Source organism: Endozoicomonas sp., assembly GCF_051008435.1.
Classification (GTDB): Bacteria; Pseudomonadota; Gammaproteobacteria; order Pseudomonadales; family Endozoicomonadaceae; genus Endozoicomonas_A.
In genome coordinates this window covers 1-19,176 of record NZ_JBPCXO010000444.1, presented here as the reverse complement: position 1 = coordinate 19,176, position 19,176 = coordinate 1, and the positions used below count along the sequence as shown (strand labels likewise).

16 protein-coding genes and 3 tRNA genes are annotated in these 19,176 nt (G+C 48.4%); 10 read left to right on the top strand and 9 right to left on the bottom strand.

The window, feature by feature from the left end:
- Positions 1-113: 113 nt before the first annotated feature.
- From yfaE to nrdA, 3 genes are all read right to left on the bottom strand, one after another.
- Complete coding sequence (gene yfaE, locus ACR2PX_RS22040; protein ID WP_434001510.1) at positions 114-395, bottom strand: class I ribonucleotide reductase maintenance protein YfaE; 282 nt, start codon at positions 393-395, stop codon at positions 114-116.
- Positions 396-519: 124 nt separating this feature from the next.
- On the bottom strand, positions 520-1,650 hold the full coding sequence (nrdB, locus tag ACR2PX_RS22035) for a class Ia ribonucleoside-diphosphate reductase subunit beta (RefSeq protein ID WP_434001509.1): 1,131 nt from the start codon (positions 1,648-1,650) through the stop codon (positions 520-522).
- Between the two features lie 100 nt (positions 1,651-1,750).
- Entirely contained in the window at positions 1,751-4,021 is a 2,271-nt protein-coding gene (nrdA, locus tag ACR2PX_RS22030) for a class 1a ribonucleoside-diphosphate reductase subunit alpha (RefSeq protein ID WP_434001508.1), read from the bottom strand.
- A gap of 900 nt (positions 4,022-4,921) precedes the next feature.
- On the opposite strand from nrdA, the gene ACR2PX_RS22025 reads away from it, so the two are divergent.
- A complete protein-coding gene (locus tag ACR2PX_RS22025; RefSeq protein WP_434001507.1) occupies positions 4,922-5,641 on the top strand; it encodes a winged helix-turn-helix domain-containing protein in 720 nt (239 codons plus the stop codon).
- 31 nt (positions 5,642-5,672) lie between these two features.
- Positions 5,673-7,262, top strand: a complete 1,590-nt coding sequence (locus ACR2PX_RS22020) for an ATP-binding protein (RefSeq protein WP_434001506.1) — start codon at positions 5,673-5,675, stop codon at positions 7,260-7,262.
- Positions 7,263-7,317: 55 nt separating this feature from the next.
- Here the strand turns inward: ACR2PX_RS22020 and ACR2PX_RS22015 are convergent, their stop codons facing one another.
- Positions 7,318-8,256 (bottom strand): LysR family transcriptional regulator, encoded by a 939-nt coding sequence (locus ACR2PX_RS22015; protein WP_434001505.1) that lies wholly within the window; start codon positions 8,254-8,256, stop codon positions 7,318-7,320.
- Positions 8,257-8,527: 271 nt separating this feature from the next.
- Between ACR2PX_RS22015 and metE the strand changes: the two genes are divergently transcribed.
- Positions 8,528-10,813 carry a 5-methyltetrahydropteroyltriglutamate--homocysteine S-methyltransferase gene (gene metE / locus ACR2PX_RS22010; RefSeq protein ID WP_434001504.1) on the top strand — a complete coding sequence of 762 codons (2,286 nt, stop codon included), beginning with the start codon at positions 8,528-8,530 and terminating at the stop codon, positions 10,811-10,813.
- Here the strand turns inward: metE and ACR2PX_RS22005 are convergent.
- Both ACR2PX_RS22005 and ACR2PX_RS22000 read right to left on the bottom strand, forming a co-directional pair.
- Positions 10,794-11,228 (bottom strand): hypothetical protein, encoded by a 435-nt coding sequence (locus ACR2PX_RS22005; RefSeq protein WP_434001503.1) that lies wholly within the window; start codon positions 11,226-11,228, stop codon positions 10,794-10,796. The genes metE and ACR2PX_RS22005 overlap by 20 nt on opposite strands.
- Positions 11,229-11,256: 28 nt before the next feature.
- A complete protein-coding gene (locus ACR2PX_RS22000; RefSeq protein ID WP_434001502.1) occupies positions 11,257-12,144 on the bottom strand; it encodes a hypothetical protein in 888 nt (295 codons plus the stop codon).
- 268 nt (positions 12,145-12,412) lie between these two features.
- Between ACR2PX_RS22000 and ACR2PX_RS21995 the strand changes: the two genes are divergently transcribed.
- The 3 genes from ACR2PX_RS21995 (at position 12,413) to grxD (ending at position 14,944) form a co-directional block, all read left to right on the top strand.
- Entirely contained in the window at positions 12,413-13,681 is a 1,269-nt protein-coding gene (locus ACR2PX_RS21995) for a pyridoxal phosphate-dependent aminotransferase (RefSeq protein ID WP_434001501.1), read from the top strand.
- Positions 13,682-13,691: 10 nt separating this feature from the next.
- Positions 13,692-14,507: a M48 family metallopeptidase gene (locus tag ACR2PX_RS21990; RefSeq protein WP_434001500.1), complete on the top strand. Its 816-nt coding sequence runs from the start codon at positions 13,692-13,694 to the stop codon at positions 14,505-14,507.
- Between the two features lie 104 nt (positions 14,508-14,611).
- Positions 14,612-14,944: a Grx4 family monothiol glutaredoxin gene (gene grxD / locus ACR2PX_RS21985; protein ID WP_434001499.1), complete on the top strand. Its 333-nt coding sequence runs from the start codon at positions 14,612-14,614 to the stop codon at positions 14,942-14,944.
- Positions 14,945-15,073: 129 nt separating this feature from the next.
- Here the strand turns inward: grxD and bfr are convergent, their stop codons facing one another.
- On the bottom strand, positions 15,074-15,547 hold the full coding sequence (bfr, locus tag ACR2PX_RS21980; protein ID WP_434001498.1) for a bacterioferritin: 474 nt from the start codon (positions 15,545-15,547) through the stop codon (positions 15,074-15,076).
- 376 nt (positions 15,548-15,923) lie between these two features.
- Between bfr and ACR2PX_RS21975 the strand changes: the two genes are divergently transcribed.
- The 4 genes from ACR2PX_RS21975 (at position 15,924) to ACR2PX_RS21960 (ending at position 17,127) form a co-directional block, all read left to right on the top strand.
- Positions 15,924-16,526, top strand: coding sequence for a peroxiredoxin (locus tag ACR2PX_RS21975; RefSeq protein ID WP_434001497.1), 603 nt, complete (start codon positions 15,924-15,926; stop codon positions 16,524-16,526).
- 316 nt (positions 16,527-16,842) lie between these two features.
- Positions 16,843-16,918 (top strand) — tRNA-Asn (locus ACR2PX_RS21970).
- 51 nt (positions 16,919-16,969) lie between these two features.
- Positions 16,970-17,045, top strand: a tRNA-Lys gene (locus ACR2PX_RS21965).
- Between the two features lie 6 nt (positions 17,046-17,051).
- Positions 17,052-17,127 (top strand) — tRNA-Asn (locus tag ACR2PX_RS21960).
- Here ACR2PX_RS21960 and ACR2PX_RS21955 read toward each other — a convergent pair.
- Positions 17,086-18,669, bottom strand: coding sequence for a recombinase family protein (locus ACR2PX_RS21955; protein ID WP_434001526.1), 1,584 nt, complete (start codon positions 18,667-18,669; stop codon positions 17,086-17,088). The genes ACR2PX_RS21960 and ACR2PX_RS21955 overlap by 42 nt on opposite strands.
- Complete coding sequence (locus tag ACR2PX_RS21950) at positions 18,575-18,982, bottom strand: hypothetical protein (protein ID WP_434001496.1); 408 nt, start codon at positions 18,980-18,982, stop codon at positions 18,575-18,577. Before ACR2PX_RS21950 ends, ACR2PX_RS21955 begins: the two co-directional genes overlap by 95 nt.
- Positions 18,983-19,176 lie beyond the last annotated feature (194 nt).

Sequence of the window (19,176 nt, the reverse complement as noted above, 5' to 3'; positions counted from 1 at the left end):
AGGGGAGGGCAGGTTGATTGTTGATAAGGTGCAGAGGCTTTTATTGTTATTAGTTATATAAGACTAAAGTTTAAGCGGTTTATTGAATAATAAGAGCGCTCTGGTTGACCGGTTCAGTGCTCTTTTTTGATATGACAGCCACCGGGGATTTCAATGGTGAGATCGCTTTTGGCATGACAGCAGCAGGGCAGGATTTTTCCTTCGGGAACAAAAGCAATGGGCTCTGCAAAGTATTCGACCTCTCCGGCCACCAATTGAACCTGGCAGCTGCCACAGAATCCCTCACGGCACTGGTACTCAATATCCACCTTGTGAGACTCAAGAGCTTCCAGCAGGTTGAGTTCACTTCGGGGAATAAAGCTGAAGCCGTCCAGTATCTTGACGATGTTGGCCATGAGGATCTCCTGGTTAACCGGTGGCCAGAGTTCTGACCACCTGATGTGTGAAAAATAGTTTGCGTACTGCTTTTCATGATTCGATGACACAAACTATTTTTCTGCCGCTATGGGCATCTATGCCTTACAGTGAGAAGTTGCTGAAGTCGTCGGTCTGAACTTCATTATCAATCTGTCCAACCAGATAAGAGCTGACTTCTACTTCCTGGGGAGCCACCTGTACATGGTCACTGTTTAACCAGCTGTTCATCCAGGGCAAAGGGTTCTGGCGGGCTGGGAAAGCCGTTTCGAAGCCCAGAGCGACCATTCTCTGGTTGGTAATGTATTCCACGTACTGACTGAGAATGTCCTTGTTCAGGCCAATCATTGAGCCATCCTGGAACAGGTACTCGGCCCACTCCTTTTCCTGCTCAGCCGCCGCAATAAAGATTTCTCTGGCCTCTGCCTTGAGTTCTTCTGCAATCTCAGCCATTTCCGGATCGTCTTTGCCCTCGGCCATAATCTGCAGCATGTGCTGGGTACCAGTCAGATGCAGGGCTTCATCACGGGCAATCAGTTTGATGATCTTGGCGTTGCCTTCCATAGTGGAGCGCTCGGCAAAGGCGAAGCTGCAGGCAAAGCTGACATAGAAACGAATGGCTTCCAAAACGTTGACGGATACCAAAGTCAGGTAAAGCTTACGCTTCAGATCCTTGATAGAAACATGAACGTTTTTACCTTTGATCTGATGGGTACCTTCGCCCAGCATATTGTATTGGTTGATGCCCAGAATCAGGTCATCGTAATAACGGGTAATGTCTGCTGCCCGGTTAACGATGGCTTCGTTGTTCACAATGTCATCAAAAACCACGGAAGGTTCAGTGATGATGTTGCGAATAATATGCGTATAGGAGCGAGAATGAATGGTCTCACTGAAAGCCCAGGTCTCAATCCAGGTTTCCAACTCGGGGAGGGAAACGATAGGCAGCAAGGCAACGTTAGGTGAACGGCCCTGAATAGAGTCCAGCAGGGTCTGATATTTGAGGTTACTCAGGAAAATATGCTTTTCATGCTCTGGCAAATGAGCAAAATCACTGCGGTCGGTGGACAGATCCACCTCTTCAGGTCGCCAGAAGAATGAAAGCTGCTTTTCGATCAGCTTTTCAAAGATGGGGTGTTTCTGGACGTCGTAACGGGAGACGTTAACGCTGCGTCCGAAAAACATCGGTTCTTGAGTGGCGTTGAACTTTTCTTGGTTGAAAGTCGAGTAGCTCATGTTTTCTCTGCTTCAGGGCCAGGAGGGGCTGGCCTCGTCCAGTTGCTGTTTACTCTGGTTTAAATGGGACATCATTACGATGTCCCGGTTCCGACTTCCGTCAAATTTTGCAAGCACCGCCTGCACAGCCGTCATCAGCCTCTTCCTGGCTGTCAGACGCTCCATCACGGGTGTTGTGATAGTAAAGGGTCTTTACGCCCAGCTTGTAAGCGGTCAGAAGATCCTTCAGGAGTAGCTTCATCGGTACCTTGCCACCTTCGAAGCGGGCTGGATCGTAGTTGGTGTTGGCTGAAATAGTCTGATCAACAAACTTCTGCATGATGGCAACCAGCTGGATATAACCGTCGTTGCTGGTGATATCCCACAGCAGTTCATAGTTATTACGCAGCTCTTCGAAGTCCGGAACTACCTGCTTCAGAATACCGTCTTTGCTCGCCTTGACACTCACGAAGCCACGAGGGGGCTCAATGCCGTTGGTCGCGTTACTGATCTGAGAAGACGTTTCGGAAGGCATCAGCGCAGTCAGTGTTGAGTTACGCAGGCCGTGTTCTTTGATCTCGCTGCGCAGAGCTTCCCAGTCCTGGTGAAGTTCTTCAGTGCAGACTCCGTCCAGATCCTTTTTGTAGGTGTCTACAGGCAGGATGCCTTGAGAGTAAGTGGTCTCGTGGAACTTGGTGCAGGTGCCTTTTTCCTTGGCCAGCAGGTTGGAAGCTTTCAATAGATGATACTGAATGGCTTCAAACGTTTTGTGAGTCAGGCCATTGGCAGAGCCGTCAGAGTAACGTACACCATGTTTTGCCAGGTAGTTGGCAAAGTTAATAACTCCGATACCCAGAGGACGACGGGCCATGGTGGCATTGTAGGCGGCAGGCAGTGGGTAATCCTGGTAGTCCAGCAGGCTGTCCAGAGCACGAACCAGCAGGTTACTCATCTCTTCCAGCTCATCCAGACTGTCCAGTTTGCCCAGGTTAAAGGCAGCCAGTGTACACAGTGCGATTTCACCTTCCTCATCAAGAACATGCTTGAGAGGTTTAGTGGGCAGTGCAATCTCCAGACATAGGTTGCTCTGGCGAACCGGCGCTACTTTTGGATCAAATGGACTGTGAGTGTTGCAGTGGTCAACATTCTGCAGATAAATACGACCGGTACTGGCACGCTCGGAAGCGAACAAAGAGAACAGTTCTACTGCTTTCAGAGTTTTCTTGCGGATGCTTGGATCCTGTTCGTACCGGGCATACAGCTCTTCAAACTTTTCCTGATCTTCAAAGAAGGCATCGTACAGCCCTGGAACATCGATAGGAGAGAACAGGGAGATATTGCCGCCAGTAATCAGGCGTTGATACATCAGTCGGTTGAACTGAACACCGTAGTCGAGGTGACGAACACGGTTTTCTTCAACACCCCGGTTGTTCTTCAGAACCAGCAGGTTTTCAACTTCGTAGTGCCAGATTGGGTAGAACAGGGTTGCAGCACCTCCACGAACACCGCCCTGAGAGCAGGACTTAACGGCTGTCTGGAAGTGCTTGTAGAAAGGAATACAGCCAGTATGGAAAGCTTCACCGTCACGAATCGGGCTGCCAATGGCACGAATGCGGCCTGCATTAATACCAATGCCTGCGCGCTGGGAAACATATTTAACAATGGCGCTGGATGTCGCATTGATGGAATCCAGCGAGTCACCGCATTCAATCAGTACACAGGAACTGAACTGACGGGTAGGTGTACGAACACCGGCCATGATCGGGGTTGGCAGAGACAGCTTGAAGGTAGAAACCGCATTATAGAAACGCTCGATGTAATCCAGGCGGGTCTCTTTCGGGTAGCTGGCAAACAGGCAGGCACCAATCAGCATATAAAGCATCTGGGGGCTTTCATAGTATTCGCCAGTGACCCGGTTCTGAACCAGATACTTACCTTCCAGCTGCTTAACGGCAGCGTAGCTAAAGTCCATGTCCCGTTGATGATCGATAAAGCCATTCATGGTATCGAATTCAGCTTCGCTGAAGTCATGAAGAAGATGAGCGTCATATTTCTTCATTTCTGCCAGCTTAACGACATGGTTATAGAGCCTGGGGGGCTCAAACTGGCCATAGGCCTTTTTGCGCAGGTGGAAGATAGCCAGACGGGCTGCCAGATACTGGTAATCCGGAGCCTGCTCGGAGATCAGGTCAGCCGCTGACTTGATCAGTGTTTCGTGGATATCCGTGGTCTTTATACCATCGTAGAACTGAATGTGAGATTTGAGTTCAACTTCGGAGACGGAAACGTTATTAAGTCCTTCAGCAGCCCAGGTGATTACCTTGTGGATCTTTTCCAGATCCAGCTGCTCCTTGTCTCCGTCGCGCTTGGTGACCAGGATGTCTTTATTCATTAAAAGCCCTTACCAGTAAAAAAGTACTAAAACTCAAGATGTTGTGTTTTTATGTTTCGGCCACTACTAAATGCCAGCCCCTGTCTTGGGTGCAGGAGTTGTGCCGCAGAGGGTAAAGCCGAGAGAAATCCGCAGGTAACTGATCCCACAGTAATACTGTCTCGAAGAGGTGTTTTCAGGAACTTGATGCCGTCCTGAGTGACCTGTCAGCTCTTCTTCCCTGAAACTGCACTGCTGATGCCACAAATCCCTTTCGTTAGCGATTTCATAGATGCTGTCTTTAGGTTCGCCACAATATGTTGTGTGACGACCTTATATATACACAAGATAATGCGCTATTGGCAGAAATTCAAGTTGGCAGTTCAGTGGAAAAATTGTGTATAACTTGTGAGTTTTTCAAAGTGTTAGTGCTTGCAAACGGCCTGACTGCTTTTACTGACACGGCTTTCAGTATTGAACAGATCTGCCGACGCAGGCCAGAGTCTATATATAATAAAAAGGCATAAATAAGTATAAATCAATAAGAAACAGTATGGTCTTCGGAAAGACGCACCGAAATGATGTAAAACACAACATATAGTGTTTTACAAATGACTGATTTTAGGGCAGGCAAATGACGTTTTGGGGAATTTCCAGGTCATATAGGGACTCTAACGCAATGCTGTAGTAGTATCCGATACTTGGGAGACTGAGCAAGGACAAACAGTTTGGCCTAAAGCCAGGAAAGAGTAGTCAGGCTTTCCACTGAATCGGATTGAATAGAGAAACTATTCGCACCAAACCAGTGAAAAATCTGCCACGTTCTACTGAACTTTATGCTTGAGCGCTATCCTTGGTCAGCCTCCAGGCCTGACTATTCCCGTTAGGCTTGTAGTCTTCATTTTTATAATCGTTGGAAGTTTGGCTGTGGAGAATTCAGAAACAGGTCGCATCCTGATTGTTGAGGACGATGAGCGATTGGCCACACTCACCCGGGACTATCTTGAGAACAATGGACTCTCAGTCTCTATAGAAGGTGATGGTGGTAAAGCGGTTGATCGTATTCTTGAAGAGCGTCCCGATCTGGTGGTGCTGGATCTGATGCTGCCAGGTGAAGATGGGGTTTCCATCTGTCGCCGGGTTAGAGGGCAGTACGGCGGACAAATTCTGATGCTGACGGCCAGGGCAGATGACCTGGATGAAGTGCTGGGATTGGAAATGGGAGCGGACGACTATGTTGCCAAACCTGTTCGCCCAAGAGTACTGCTGGCCAGGATCAGGGCTTTGCTGCGTAGAAATCAGGGACCCCTGGAAGAGCAGGAAGAAGAGAGCAGCAGTCGGTTGACCTTTGGTCCACTGGTTGTGGATAACTCCATGCGGGAAGCCTGGCTGAACGATATCAGTGTTGAGCTGACCAGCGCTGAGTTTGATTTGCTATGGTTGCTTTGCTCCAATGCAGGTCGGGTTCTGAGCAGAGAGGAAATCTTCTCCCAGCTTCGCGGTATTGAGTATGACGGGCAGGATCGCTCCATTGATGTCCGGGTGTCTCGTATTCGACCCAAGATTGGCGATGATCCTATGCATCCTCGTCTGATCAAGACAGTTCGCAGTAAAGGTTACCTCTTCGTTAAAAGTGAATAACAGCCTTGGGCTGAATTAAGTAGAGAAACCCGTGAGTAGTATTTTCTTACGCATATACGGCGGGCTCCTGTTTACACTGGTGCTCGTCGCTGTTCTCTCTGGCATTTCCGTTACGTTGATCAATGGGCTGAGACAGGCTGACTATCGTGAAGATATGGTCAGGGGGACGTTTCGTCTGATTGCTGAGACGGTGGAAGAGCTACCTGAAGCTGAACGACAATCATGGCTTGAAGACTGGGGCCAGCGTCTCGCGATTCCTTTTGAGCAAGTGAGCCAGAAAGATTCCGGTCTGAATCAGGATCAGTTCAAGGCTCTCAAATCCAACGGTATCAAGGTTCGCATGCTGGATCAGAGCAAAGCTCTGGTCATGACGCCTCTTGCGGGTGACACCATTCTGGAAGGCGTTGTGTCGTCAATATCAGAGCAGACAGCCAGTGGTACTCTGAGTCTGTTAAAAGCCAGGTTAATGCGTTTTCCTGTTACCGAGAGAGCGCAGAGGTTGGAAGAGCTATCTAAGAATACCTTCAGTTATCCTGTGCATCTGGTAGAACCCTCTCAAACCCGATTGTTGCCTGTTCAGCAGGATCAGCTTCGTAAAGGCAGCATGATGATGTTGCTGGATGATGAAGCGCAAACGGTATCCATTTATACCAGTCTGCCTGATGACTCCCGACTCATCAGAATGGGTCCGCTAGGACTGCTGAACCCTTATCCTTTCAAGCTCATGCTCACCATAGGTTTGTTTGTTCTGACATCCCTGAGTCTGGCTATCTACATATTGGTTCGAGGGATGGAGAAACGTCTGCGCAAGCTTGAAAGAGCGGCAACGCGTTTCAGTCGGGGTGACTTTGATGTTCGGGTTTCTTTGCATGAAGCAGACTCTATTGGTCGTCTGGCCCAGGCTTTTAACGCTATGGCGGGTCATATACAGAGGCTTTTAAGTCTTCAGAAGGAGATGATCAGGGGCGTCTCTCATGAGTTGAGAACGCCTGTAGCCCGGCTCAGATTCGGTCTGGACCTGGTGGCTGATGCTCAAACCCGGGAAGAGCGGGATCATCAGCTGGAAGGCATGGATAAGGATATTCAGGAGCTGGACAATCTGGTTGATGAGATCCTGACCTATGCCAATCTAGAACAGGGTGCGCCAGAAATTCGTTTCAAGCGACACGATGTCGACAAGGTGATAGGTCAGGTGATGGGTGAGCACAAACGCCTGCAGGATCGTGTAGCGATTGAGCATGTTCCCTGCAATATTCTGGACCCACGTCGTTTTGCTGACATTGATCGCCGCTACATGCATCGGGCTATCCAGAATCTGGTGGGTAATGCCTGTCGTTACGCAGACAGTAAGCTGGAAGTCCGGTTTTCTGCTACACAGGACACGTGTCGTGTTGATGTGGATGATGATGGGCCCGGTATTCCAGAGGATCAGTGGGACCGGGTGTTCTCGGCTTTCTCAAGATTGGACGATAGTCGTACCCGAAAATCCGGTGGTTATGGTCTGGGCCTTTCAATCGTGAGACGAATCATGTACTGGCACAACGGTCGGGCAATGGTCAGTCACAGTCCTCTGGGTGGTGCCCGTTTCAGTTTGGTCTGGCCTCGTAAGCAACGACGTTAACAGACAGGAAGGCTATTTTTGTGAAAGTAGCCTTCTGTTTTTCTCTCCTGATTTTTCATTCCGGTATCGCTGGAAGAATGCCTGGTAATGATTGGAAACAGGTTTCTGTAGCCGTTTTCAAAAAGTCAGCAATATAGGGCTGTTTTTTCTGTTCAACCCGGATGGCTGCGTAGAGTGTTGACCAGAGGCCTTCGTCGCTCAGTTTTCTTGCCGCAACATGATCTTTTTCAAGGTATTCCGCCAAAGCCCAGTTAGGTAATGCACAGACGCCACGCTGGCTGGCAACCAGCTGCAACATCATCAAAGTTAACTCAACCTTTCTGACCTGTCGGGGTTCTATGCTCTCTGGGTCCAGGAATCGATTGAAGATATCGAGTCGGTCATGATCGATCGGATAGATGATCAGCGTTTCTTCTTCGAGATCGCCAGGCTCAATGTATTCCTTATCCAGCAAAGGGTGTCGTCTGGAAAGTGCCAATAGCATTTCATAGCGGAACAGCGGGATGTACGTCAGACCAGGAATATCCATAGGGTCAGAGGTTACCACCAGATCCAGCTCTCCTCTGGATAAGGCCGGCAAGGGGGCAAAGTTGAAGCCTGTGGCAAAGTCCATTTCTACTTCTGGCCACTGCTGGCGGTAAGCATCAATGGTCGGCATTAGCCACTGGTAGCAACTGTGGCATTCAATGGCAATGTTGAGGCGTCCAGACTCCCCTCCTGCGAGTCTGAAGAGGTCCTGCTCAGCATTCCTGACCTGGGAGAGCACATCGTCAGCCAACTGCAGTACGCGCAGCCCTGCTGAAGTAAATCGAGGTGGCCGGGTTTTACGAATAAACAACTCCATGCCGATCCGGGCTTCCAGCTCCTTGATTTGATGAGATAAAGCGGACTGAGTCAGGTGGAGGCTTCTGGCCGCCTCGACCAGGCTACCTGTCTGCTTCAAGGCATGCAGTGTTTTCAGATGCCTCAGTTCTAATCCTATGTTGGTCGTCATGGTCAGAAATTTTCATGTAGAAGGTTATTTTTCTAAAAGACTATCAATTTTACTCACCTTTATCATTAGTAAAATGAGTTTGATTCAACTTGTTTCGTGAACCACACTGATAACCCATCAGCAGCCGAGAGCGAGAAAGCTTCTTTCGCAGATACGGCAGGCCTTTCACAGTCAGTATTAACTCATGAGCGACAGAATAATTGTTCGTCGCCATGGGCAATGAACAATTTTCTCTCAATAAACAAGAGTGGACGCTCTGGGGAATCAGGTTATGGCAATCTCACACAGTGGTGGCTTTCCACGTATTGGTGCAAATCGCGAACTTAAAAAAGCGCAGGAAGCCTACTGGAAAGGTGAGCTGGATAAAGAGGCGCTGCTGGATGAAGGTAAGCGTCTGAGGCTGCAACACTGGACTCTGCAAAAAGAGGCTGGGCTGGATCTGATACCAGTGGGTGATTTCGCCTGGTATGACCAGATGCTGAATCACACTCTCATGCTGGGCGCTGTGCCAGCCCGATTTGGTTCTGACTCAGACTGTGAAGACATTGATACACTTTTTCGTATGGCTCGGGGTAGAGCGCCCAGTGGTGCCCCCGCTGCAGCTTGTGAAATGACCAAATGGTTCGATACCAACTATCACTATATTGTTCCAGAGCTGCATAAAAACCAGAGCTTTAAGCTGTCATCCGCTGAAGTTATTCGAGAAACCCGGGAAGCACTTGATGCCGGATTCAAGGTAAAGCCGACTCTGATTGGTCCATTGACCTGGTTATGGCTTGGGAAAGTGAAGGGTGAGGCGTTCGATCGTCTGGAATTGCTGGATGATGTCATAGAGGTCTATGGACAGCTGCTGAACCAGTTGGCCACTCTGGGCGTTGAATGGGTTCAGATTGACGAGCCTATTCTGGTGCTGGATCTACCTGCAGAATGGAAACAGGCATTTGAGTCTACATATAACAAACTGCAGGGTAAAAACCTTAAAATTCTGCTGGCTACATATTTTGGTGGCTTGAATGGTACGACGACCACTGTTGTCAACTTACCAGTAGAAGGACTGCATATAGATCTGGTGCGTGATGCTGATCAGCTGACCGGTGTTCTGGACCGGCTGCCGTCGTATAAGGTGCTGTCAGCCGGTGTCGTGAATGGTAGAAATATCTGGAGAGCAGATGTTCGCTCCATTGTCAGTCAACTTGAAGGAGCCCGTGAGCGTCTGGGAAGTCGTCTCTGGGTGGCTCCCAGCTGTTCACTTCTGCACAGTCCCGTTGATCTTGAAAGCGAAACCGGTATAGATGAAGAATTGAAGTCCTGGTTTGCCTTTGCCGTTCAAAAGTGTCATGAAGTGTCAACAATTTCCAAAGTGCTGTCAGGAGATCAGAGCTCTAAGGTTCAGGCCGCTCTGGCAGCGTCTGATCGAGCGGTTGAAACCCGCAGTCAGTCATCCAGGATTCATAATCCGTCTGTTCAGAAAAGGGTAGCTGGTATTTCCATGGGAGATGACCAGCGTCACCTGCCTTATAATGAAAGAGCTATTGTTCAGGCGTCCAGGCTTAAATTACCGCTGTTTCCTACTACCACGATTGGCTCTTTTCCTCAGACGGTTGATATCAGAAAGCAGCGTCGTTTGTTCAAGAAAGGCGAGCTGAGTGAGGCTGCCTACGTCGAAGCCATGCAGAGAGAGATTCGAGATACCGTAGGGCGACAGGAAGCGCTGGGACTGGACGTTCTCGTCCACGGCGAAGCCGAACGCAATGATATGGTTGAGTATTTTGGTGAGCAGCTGAATGGATTTGCTTTTACCAGTAATGGTTGGGTTCAGAGCTACGGCAGCCGATGTGTGAAACCTCCCATCATTATTGGCGATGTTTCCAGACCTGAGCCCATGACGGTGAACTGGAGTCGTTATGCTCAGGATCAAACCAGCAAGTGGATGAAGGGCATGCTGACCGGGCCGGTGACGATTTTATGCTGGTCTTTCCCCCGGGAAGATGTGGATCGTAGTGTTTCCTGTCTTCAGTTGGCTCTGGCACTAAGAGACGAAGTGGTGGATCTGGAAAAAGCCGATATTGGTATTATTCAGATTGATGAGCCTGCCATTCGTGAAGGTTTGCCTTTACGTAAGGAAAACTGGCCTGCCTATCTGGAGTGGGCTGTGAAAAGCTTCAGGATTGCTGCCAGTGGTGTTCAGAATGAAACCCAGATTCACACCCACATGTGTTACAGCGAGTTTAATGACATCATTGAATACATCGCTGCCATGGATGCGGATGTCATCACTATTGAGACGTCCAGATCGGACATGGATCTCCTGGATGCCTTCGAGCAGTTTGAGTACCCCAATGAAATTGGGCCAGGGGTTTATGATATCCACTCCCCCAACGTCCCTGAGTCACAGTGGATGAAACAGCTGATGAAGAAGGCGGCTGAAAAAATCCCGGCACAGCGGCTATGGGTCAATCCTGACTGTGGCCTTAAGACCCGGGATTGGCCTGAAGTAGAAGCCGCTTTGAGTAATATGGTTCAAGTGGCTACAGAGCTCAGGGATGAATCGGCTTAACCGGTGTTGCCCTGACTTTTACTTCAATGACCGGAAGGTGTGGGGGGAAGATGGCTGAAGCCTCTTCCCCTTCATGGGTCAGAAAGGATGGTGAGGTCACTTCAGTATGCACGCTGGTGTAAATCTCAACAGTTCCCACCTGCTCACCGGGTTTAAGGATGTAAAACACCTTATAGAGCTTATTCTTTGCGGTATCTTCAAAATAGAGAGTGGCTCTTTGATCAGCCGTCATCATCGTGCTTTGAGCTTCCAGGGGGCGCTCGTCGATGATTAGATTGGCATCCAGCTGGTATTCGTTCTGGGAAAGATCTTTCTTCTGATTGAGCAGTGAACATCCTGATAGCAGCAATGCAAAGGCAATGATCAAGAAAGACTGAGACAGCCCTGTTGAGAGCTGAGTGTTTTTGTTCGACATTCAATAAAGATCCTTCAACTGATGGCGTCTATCCCTGAGCCTCTACTTTTGTGACATGGCCAAGACCTAAAGATAGATGCTTTAAAGAGCCTGAGCCAGGGGCATTGATTGGGATCTCTACCTTGGCTTTCATCGAAGTTGTGCACTCTATTTCAGCTCGATCACTGGTTAAAACATTCATCAGCTGGAAGGATTTGGCATGAACCAGCATATGGGCTTCTACACAATGATCCTTACAGAAAAAAATGGTGCTGATTTTGGCGTTTTCAGGGAGTACTGGAATCACTTTTTCTCCCAGTAGATCCTGAAGGTGGGAGTGTAGCAGGCTATGCAGGGAGTTAGAGGCGGTCTGAGTGCACAGTTCTGTCATCTGGCATTTCAGTAATGACGGGTCCTTGAGCTGATATTGCCTAAGGCAACGATCCAGTATCTGATTGACGTCACCCGTATCGACGAATGAACGGTCAGGTAACACAGCGCTTAATGAAAAGCGTTTGTTTCGATGTTGGTCGGTCACATAACCCTTTGATTCATTCCGAGTTGATTTGGGTGAGAGTTCTGCTGGTCGGGTCAGTTTTTGAGCGATAAAGTCCCACTCATCACAGAGCTTCGGGTCACCTTTAGAAACCTCTCTTGACTGACTCAGCGTGACAAGCTTTTTGGCAAGAGGCTGCATGCTGGGTGGTAACTGGCTGGAGAACTCATCAATAGCGGGTTGCGAGATGTGATAATCGGGTAGCTTTTTGGCATTCTCCTGTCTGACGGAAGCTGATGAGTAGTCGGCCCAGTCATAAATAGATTTGGTAATACTCTTGCCCCAGGACCAGAAGCCTTTGCTCTGATCTTCTTTGAGGTCGTTATTGCTGTTACTGGAGGAGGGTGATTTGGGTGTGTTTCCGGGTCCCTGAATACTCATGACTCATTCCCTGATCAGGTTTTTATTTCAGTATATACCCATCGCCTTTCAAGCTCCTACGTTGTTGTCAGCGTTCGCTCACCCCAGTCACCTACTAGTTATAGGATCCTGGGGCCTCGCTCACTTGCCGCCTAGTAGCAACTTAAAATCCAATGGGTATAGAGACCACCCTGGATATGAGTTCTGCAGTTATGTTGCTTTAACCATTTACCTTCTTTCTCAGGCGGTGAATAATCAGAGAACATCAGCAAAGGAAAGAGGTGACGTCATGTTCGAGTTAGATCAGTTAAGTCCTTCTGTTCGTTCTCTCAAGCCTTCTGCAACACTTAAAATCAATGAGGACAGTAACCAGCTGATAGCCCAGGGAAAGCCCGTTATCAAACTCGGTTTAGGCCAATCACCCTTTCCAGTGCCGGAAGTTGTTGTGGAGTCGCTTCAGGCTGCAGCCAGAGAAAAAGATTATTTGCCGGTAAGGGGGCTTCAATCATTGCGGGCGACAGTGGCTGATTATTACAAAAGACGCACCGGTCTGGGGTTCTCTTCAGACAGTGTTTTGATTGGCCCTGGCTCGAAAGAATTGCTGTTTAATTTGCAGATGGCCTGTCAGTCCGATTTGTTGATACCCGCCCCTTCCTGGGTTTCCTACGCTCCTCAGGCTCATCTTCTCGGGAGAAGAGTCAGTTACTTGCAGGTGTCTGCAGAAAATCGCTGGCAGATTCAGCCAGAGCAGTTGGATCAGTACTGTCAGTCGAACCCGGCCAAAACAAGACTATTGATTCTGAATTATCCCTCCAACCCCACCGGGTGCAGTTATGATGCAGCCAGCTTTGAGAAACTGGCTGAGGTAGCACGCAAACATAAGTTGATCATTGTGGCGGATGAAATATACGCTGAAACCACGTTTTCAGGGCAGTTTCAGTCGCTGGCTGAATTTTATCCCGAGGGTACGGTGATCAGCAGTGGCTTGAGTAAATGGTGCGGTGCTGGTGGCTGGCGACTGGGTCTGATGGTGTTTCCAGATGAACTCAGGCCGTTGCAGGATGCCATGGCCGTGATCGCCAGTGAAACATTCACGTCTATCAGTGCTCCGACGCAATACGCGGCGATCACTGCTTTTACGCCTTCCTCTGCGATTGATGCTTACCTGGACGCCAGTAGAAAAGTGCTGGAGGAAATCTCAACCTACATGGTGTCACGACTTCGGGATTGTCAGTTAGAAATGGAGGCCCCGGAAGGAGGGTTTTATCTTTTTGTAAGTTTCCAGAACTGGCGGGAAGGTTTATCCAGGTCGGGGATCGAAACGGATGAAGTTCTGTGCGAGAGGATTCTGGATGAAGCAGGTATCGCCATGCTTCCTGGTTCGGATTTTGGCATGGAGCCTGACCAGTTATATACTCGCATGGCTTATGTGGACTTTGACGGTGCCCGAGCGCTTTCAGCAATCGGTACCGGAATATCTGACAACTTTATGGAAGAGTATTGCCCCAGGCTGGTCAGGGCTTGTGATGCACTGAGTGAGTGGCTGGGGAATAGATAGAAGTATAATAATGAAAAAATGGCTTAAAACATTCTCCGGTATTTTTATTCTGTCCCTGTCGCTTACAGGGTGTCAGTCTGTTTCTACGACTTCAGGTGGGGCTCTTGGCGTTGACCGTGAGCAGCGGATGTTCACCATGTTGTCTGAAGAGCAGGTGAACACCATGGCGGCAGAGGCCTATCTTCAAGAACTCAGTAAAGGGCGTAAAGCTCAATTATTGAATAAGGATCAGGCACAGGTTCGCAGGCTTAGGAAAATAGCAGACCGTCTGGTTGGTCAGGTTGGCATCTACCGGCAAGATGCTGTGAGCTGGCAGTGGGAAGTTAATCTGCTGGAGGACGAACAGCTGAACGCTTATTGCATGCCCGGCGGCAAAATTATGTTTTACTCTGGCATCCTGAGCAAACTCAAACTGACGGATGATGAAGTGGCAGCCATAATGGGTCATGAAATGGCTCATGCTCTCAGGGAACACGGTCGGGAAGCCATGTCCCAGGCTTATGCTGTTCAGCTGGGCAAAGATGCAGTGCAGGTTCTACTGGGGGTGAACACCCATGGGCTGGCTGATACGGTGGCTAACTATGCCTTGACACTTCCCAACAGCCGTACCAATGAGGCTGAAGCGGATCTGATCGGCCTTGAGTTGATGGCTCGAGCTGGCTATAACCCCAAGGCTGCAGTGAGTCTTTGGCAGAAAATGTCTCAGGAAGGGGGAAGTAATGTGCCTGAGTTTATGAGCACTCACCCATCCCATGAGACCCGGATTTCGGGGCTTCAGGCGAATGTGACTAAGGTAGAACCCTTATATCGGGCAGCGGCTAAGTAGTCGTTGTCAGATCGGAGTTCGGTATAACCAATGGTGTTAGTCAGGTATTTTCTTTAGAATGCGGTGCCAGTGAGTTGATTCCATTTTGGTGATGAGGTGATTTCATGGATATCATGGATCAAATTAAAGAGCAGATCGAAGAACACGACATCCTGCTTTACATGAAAGGTTCTCCCAAACTGCCACAGTGTGGTTTTTCTTCCAAGGCAGTGCAGGTTCTGATGGCTTGTGGCGAGCAATTCGCGTATGTGGATATTCTGGCTAACCCGGAAATTCGTGCCAATTTACCCAAATACGCTAACTGGCCAACTTTTCCACAGCTATGGATCAAGGGTGAGCTGGTCGGCGGCAGCGACATTCTGATTGAAATGTATAACAGTGGCGATCTTCAAAAGATGGTCAAAACAGCTACAGGCAAAGAGGAAGGTGCTGAATAATCTCAGCAGCTTTTCAGGTGGGGAGGGTTCTCCTCCCGGCCATAGAGGTTGTTGGAAAGTAATGGATCAGTTGAAATTTAGCTTGTTCTACTGAATTTTCACCTCGCCCCCTACTTTCCAGTCAACCTCTCAATCTTCCTCGCTCTGAGAGAGCAGATAATTTTCCATGCCCATGGTTTTGATGCGGTTCAGATGGATCTCCAGGCTGTCCATATGCTCTTCCTCGGCGGCCAGAATTTTTTCCAATAATTGGCGCGAGCCATAATCCCCTGATTTTTCACAGGCATCAATGGCCTCTTTTAAAGGTGGAATTGCCTTCAACTCCTGCTGCAGGTCGGCTTCAAGAATACCTTTAACATCGCCAGCGATAATAGGCTTCTGCATATATTTAAAGTCGGGCATGCCTTCCAGAAAAAGAATGCGTTCAATGAGCCAGTCGGCGTGCCACATCTCGTCGATGGATTCTTTATAGATGTATTGACCGAGTTTATTAACACCCCAGTTTTTCAGCATGCGGGCATGCAGAAAGTACTGGTTGATAGCGGTCAGCTCATTCATGAGTACTTTGTTCAGATGTTCCAGAACACCTTTGTCGCCTTGCATAGTGGAGACTCCATACCGTCATGGGAGAAAAAAATCATACCATCCCAATGGGGGAATGATTTTCACGATAAAAAAGTACAGGCACACGAAGTATGGAAGCATACTGGCTTGTGTCAAAACTAACTTATTGAAATATAATGAGAATATGTCTTATTTGTATTAGCTGTCAGTGAAAAAAGCATCTATCGAGCCAATAAGATGGATCTTGTTGATAGATTTTATCTATCAGTCGAAAGGGAAAATTTATAGATATTTGTGCTGGGATTTATAGGCTAAGGCCTTTATCAGGTGTATCATGATGTCGCTTAAATGATTGCGATTACTGCAATGACTGCATGATCGCAGCTACACATACTAAACCTTGGAGATTAAATTCATGGGCGTATTGGTTGGCAAGAAAGCTCCTGACTTTACTGTTCCTGCTGTCTTGGGCAATGGCGAAATTGTTGAAGAGTTTACTCTCTCCGAGGCGATTCGTGGCAAGTACGGCATTCTGTTCTTCTACCCTCTGGACTTCACTTTCGTTTGTCCTTCCGAGCTGATCGCTCTGGATCACCGTATTGACGCGTTCAAAGAGCGTAATACTGAAGTTATCGGTGTTTCCATCGACTCCCACTTTACTCACAACGCATGGCGCAACACTTCTGTTAAAGATGGCGGTATCGGTCCGGTTAAGTACACACTGGCTGCTGATATGGCTCACGACATCTGCAAGTCCTACGACGTTGAGTCTGAAGGTGGTGTAGCTTTCCGTGGTGTTTTCCTGATCGATAAAGACGGCGTTGTTCGCTCTCAGATTGTTAATGACCTGCCTCTGGGTCGTAACATGGATGAGCTGGTTCGTCTGGTTGACGCGCTGCAGTTCCACGAAGAGCACGGCGAAGTTTGCCCAGCTGGTTGGAACAAAGGTGACAAAGGTATGGACGCATCACCTGCTGGTGTTGCCAAGTACCTGTCCGAGAGTGCTGAAGACCTGTAATCACAGACTTCATCACTGGATGTTTGAAAAAGCTGCCCTCGGGCGGCTTTTTCTGTTTCTGGCTTCTGATAAATTTTTTATAAAGAAGTTTATCTGACTGGCTCTTTATTAATAACCTTCTGGAATGTCGCGAGAGGCCTGAGACGGCCATAACTGACGGGCGTTCCAGTCCTATGTGATATGTCGGAGGGTTATTTCAGTCGTTTTTTTCAGCAACTTTTTGAACAAAGCTCGGGAGAAGGACTTGACTCAGCCTGAAATCTCATTAATATTCGCTGCCGTCAGGTGATGACGCAAACGCATCGTCGGCAACGATTCCCCGATAGCTCAGTTGGTAGAGCAAATGACTGTTAATCATTGGGTCGCTGGTTCGAGTCCAGCTCGGGGAGCCAACTCTTTTTAGAGTTGAAAGTTTATTGAACTGCGTGTTTAATAAACGGCTTGGGTCGTTAGCTCAGTTGGTAGAGCAGTTGGCTTTTAACCAATTGGTCGTAGGTTCGAATCCTACACGACCCACCATTTTCTTCCCCGATAGCTCAGTTGGTAGAGCAAATGACTGTTAATCATTGGGTCGCTGGTTCGAGTCCAGCTCGGGGAGCCATATTTTTCTACTATGAACCGCTGTTGAGTCGATAATCACAGCGGGATCATAGGAAATCTTGATCTCTTCATCTCCTATCGAAATATCATCAATGAATGAACTGAGGAATTGACGAATTTTCCTCGGGTTGTTCCGCTCTCTCATTAGCTCAGTAAAGAAGTCTGCTACTTCATCAACCATGGCATCACTGATTTCAAATTCTGGTGCTTTTTCTTGAGCAAGCTTTTCCAGCTCTTCTTCCAGTGTTTTGATCTTCTGATTATTTTCTCTCAGGCGTGGTATCAGGTCGCCTAGGTTGGCGGCTCCTTCCGGGTCTTCAAGAAATTCATAAAGTCTTCTGTTTTTCTGACGTAATTTATCGACTTCGCTGAGAATGACTCGTTTCTTCTTTCTGTTTTCTTTAACCCAGTTGCCGGCCAAATCGTTTATTTCAAGGATCAAGTCAGTCAGACTGCTTCTGTTGAAAATTCTGGCGGACACTGTCTCTAAGAGGAAGTCATCCAAAGTGCCAGCAGGCATTCTCTTGTGCTTTGTGTCGCACCCGGATCCATTGGTGCGACTCTGGCATTCGTAGTAGTAATAGGTGGAGCTTCTTCCAGTGGCACTGGTTATAACCATGTTTTCTCGGCATCGGCCACAGCTAACCATACCAGTGAAAAGCCGGGTACTCTTTGATGAGCCACCATTCCCTTTGGGTGATGCGCTATCTATGATCTTTTGAATTCGTTCAAATCGGTCTCTGGAGATGATGCCCTCATGACTTTCAACAGTGATCCATTGGTCAGGTGGGTTTTTTGCACCGTTGTGTGCCCGTTTATTAAAGGTGGTTAGTCCTGCAACCTTTTCACTCTTCAGAACGGCATACACCATGACCTTGGTCCAGCGCTTTCCCCTGTTTGTTGAGCTATCTTCATTAAGCCTGAGAGCAATAGCTTTTGCGCCCAATCCCTCTTCTCTGAGTCTGAAAATGTTTTCTACAGTTAAAGCCTCTATTGGTACTTGTACTAGACATTTTCGTTTTTGGTTTTCAGGTGATAGCGCTGCTTTAAAGCCGAAGGGCTCCCTGCCTCCATTCCAGAACCCTTGCTGGGCATTACGGATCATAGAGCGGCGAGTATCTGTTCCGATCTGGTAGCTCAGATATTCATCAAACAGCTCCAAAATACCTTCCTGGAGAATGCCAGAGCCTGATTTTTCGATTGTTACAGAGACATAGGCTATTTCGGTTCCGCTATCAGCCAAGCGACGTTTGTTTAGCTGAGCCTCTAACCTATTACGGGCAAATCTCGAAGTGGACCAACAGATAAAATAATCCACGTCGAACGTTTCGCAGTACGATAATGCTGATTGAAATGCTGGACGGTTATCATTTCGGGCCGTCAGACCTTCGTCTTTGAAAACTTGCTCAATATTGGCTCCAAGCTCTGCTGCTTTTTTCTCGCATTGCTCAAGCTGAGACTCCAGAGGAAGCTCTTTCTCTGCCTGCTTGCCTGTGCTGACCCTGAGATAAATGACTGCTTTCTTGTTTTGCTGCTGGCTCATAGCACCTTCTTGCAACTCTTTGTACGGTTCGCAGGCTGATGTGAATACCCATTTCAGCCTTCAGATATTGTTGTATGACAACAGGACTCTGCCCTTGGTTCACTAAGGACTTGATGACCTGGTTGCGTTGATAACGCAGGAAACGCTCATATCTTGGCACAGTTACCCGAATTGAGCTATTTAGCTCTGCCCCTTGATCATGTGACTGATCCAGTATCTGCCACAGCTTCAGAAAGGCTTCTATACCAATAGCCACAGCGACTTTCTGCCAGGTCCAGGAGACTCCCATTGCTGCAAGCTCAGAATGAATCACTGCGGGATTTTTCAGATAGCAAACTTCAGAGTCTGTGCAGATATTCAGGTACCCACCCCCCCCTTGGGGCTATCTCTTTATCACATCTCTACACCCAAGAACTGGCGCGCTATGCGCCAGCCTTCAACGCAGGTCTGTAATTTTGCCCACCCCTTCCAAACTGCCAGCCAACCGGGGCGACCTGTGTGCTTGGA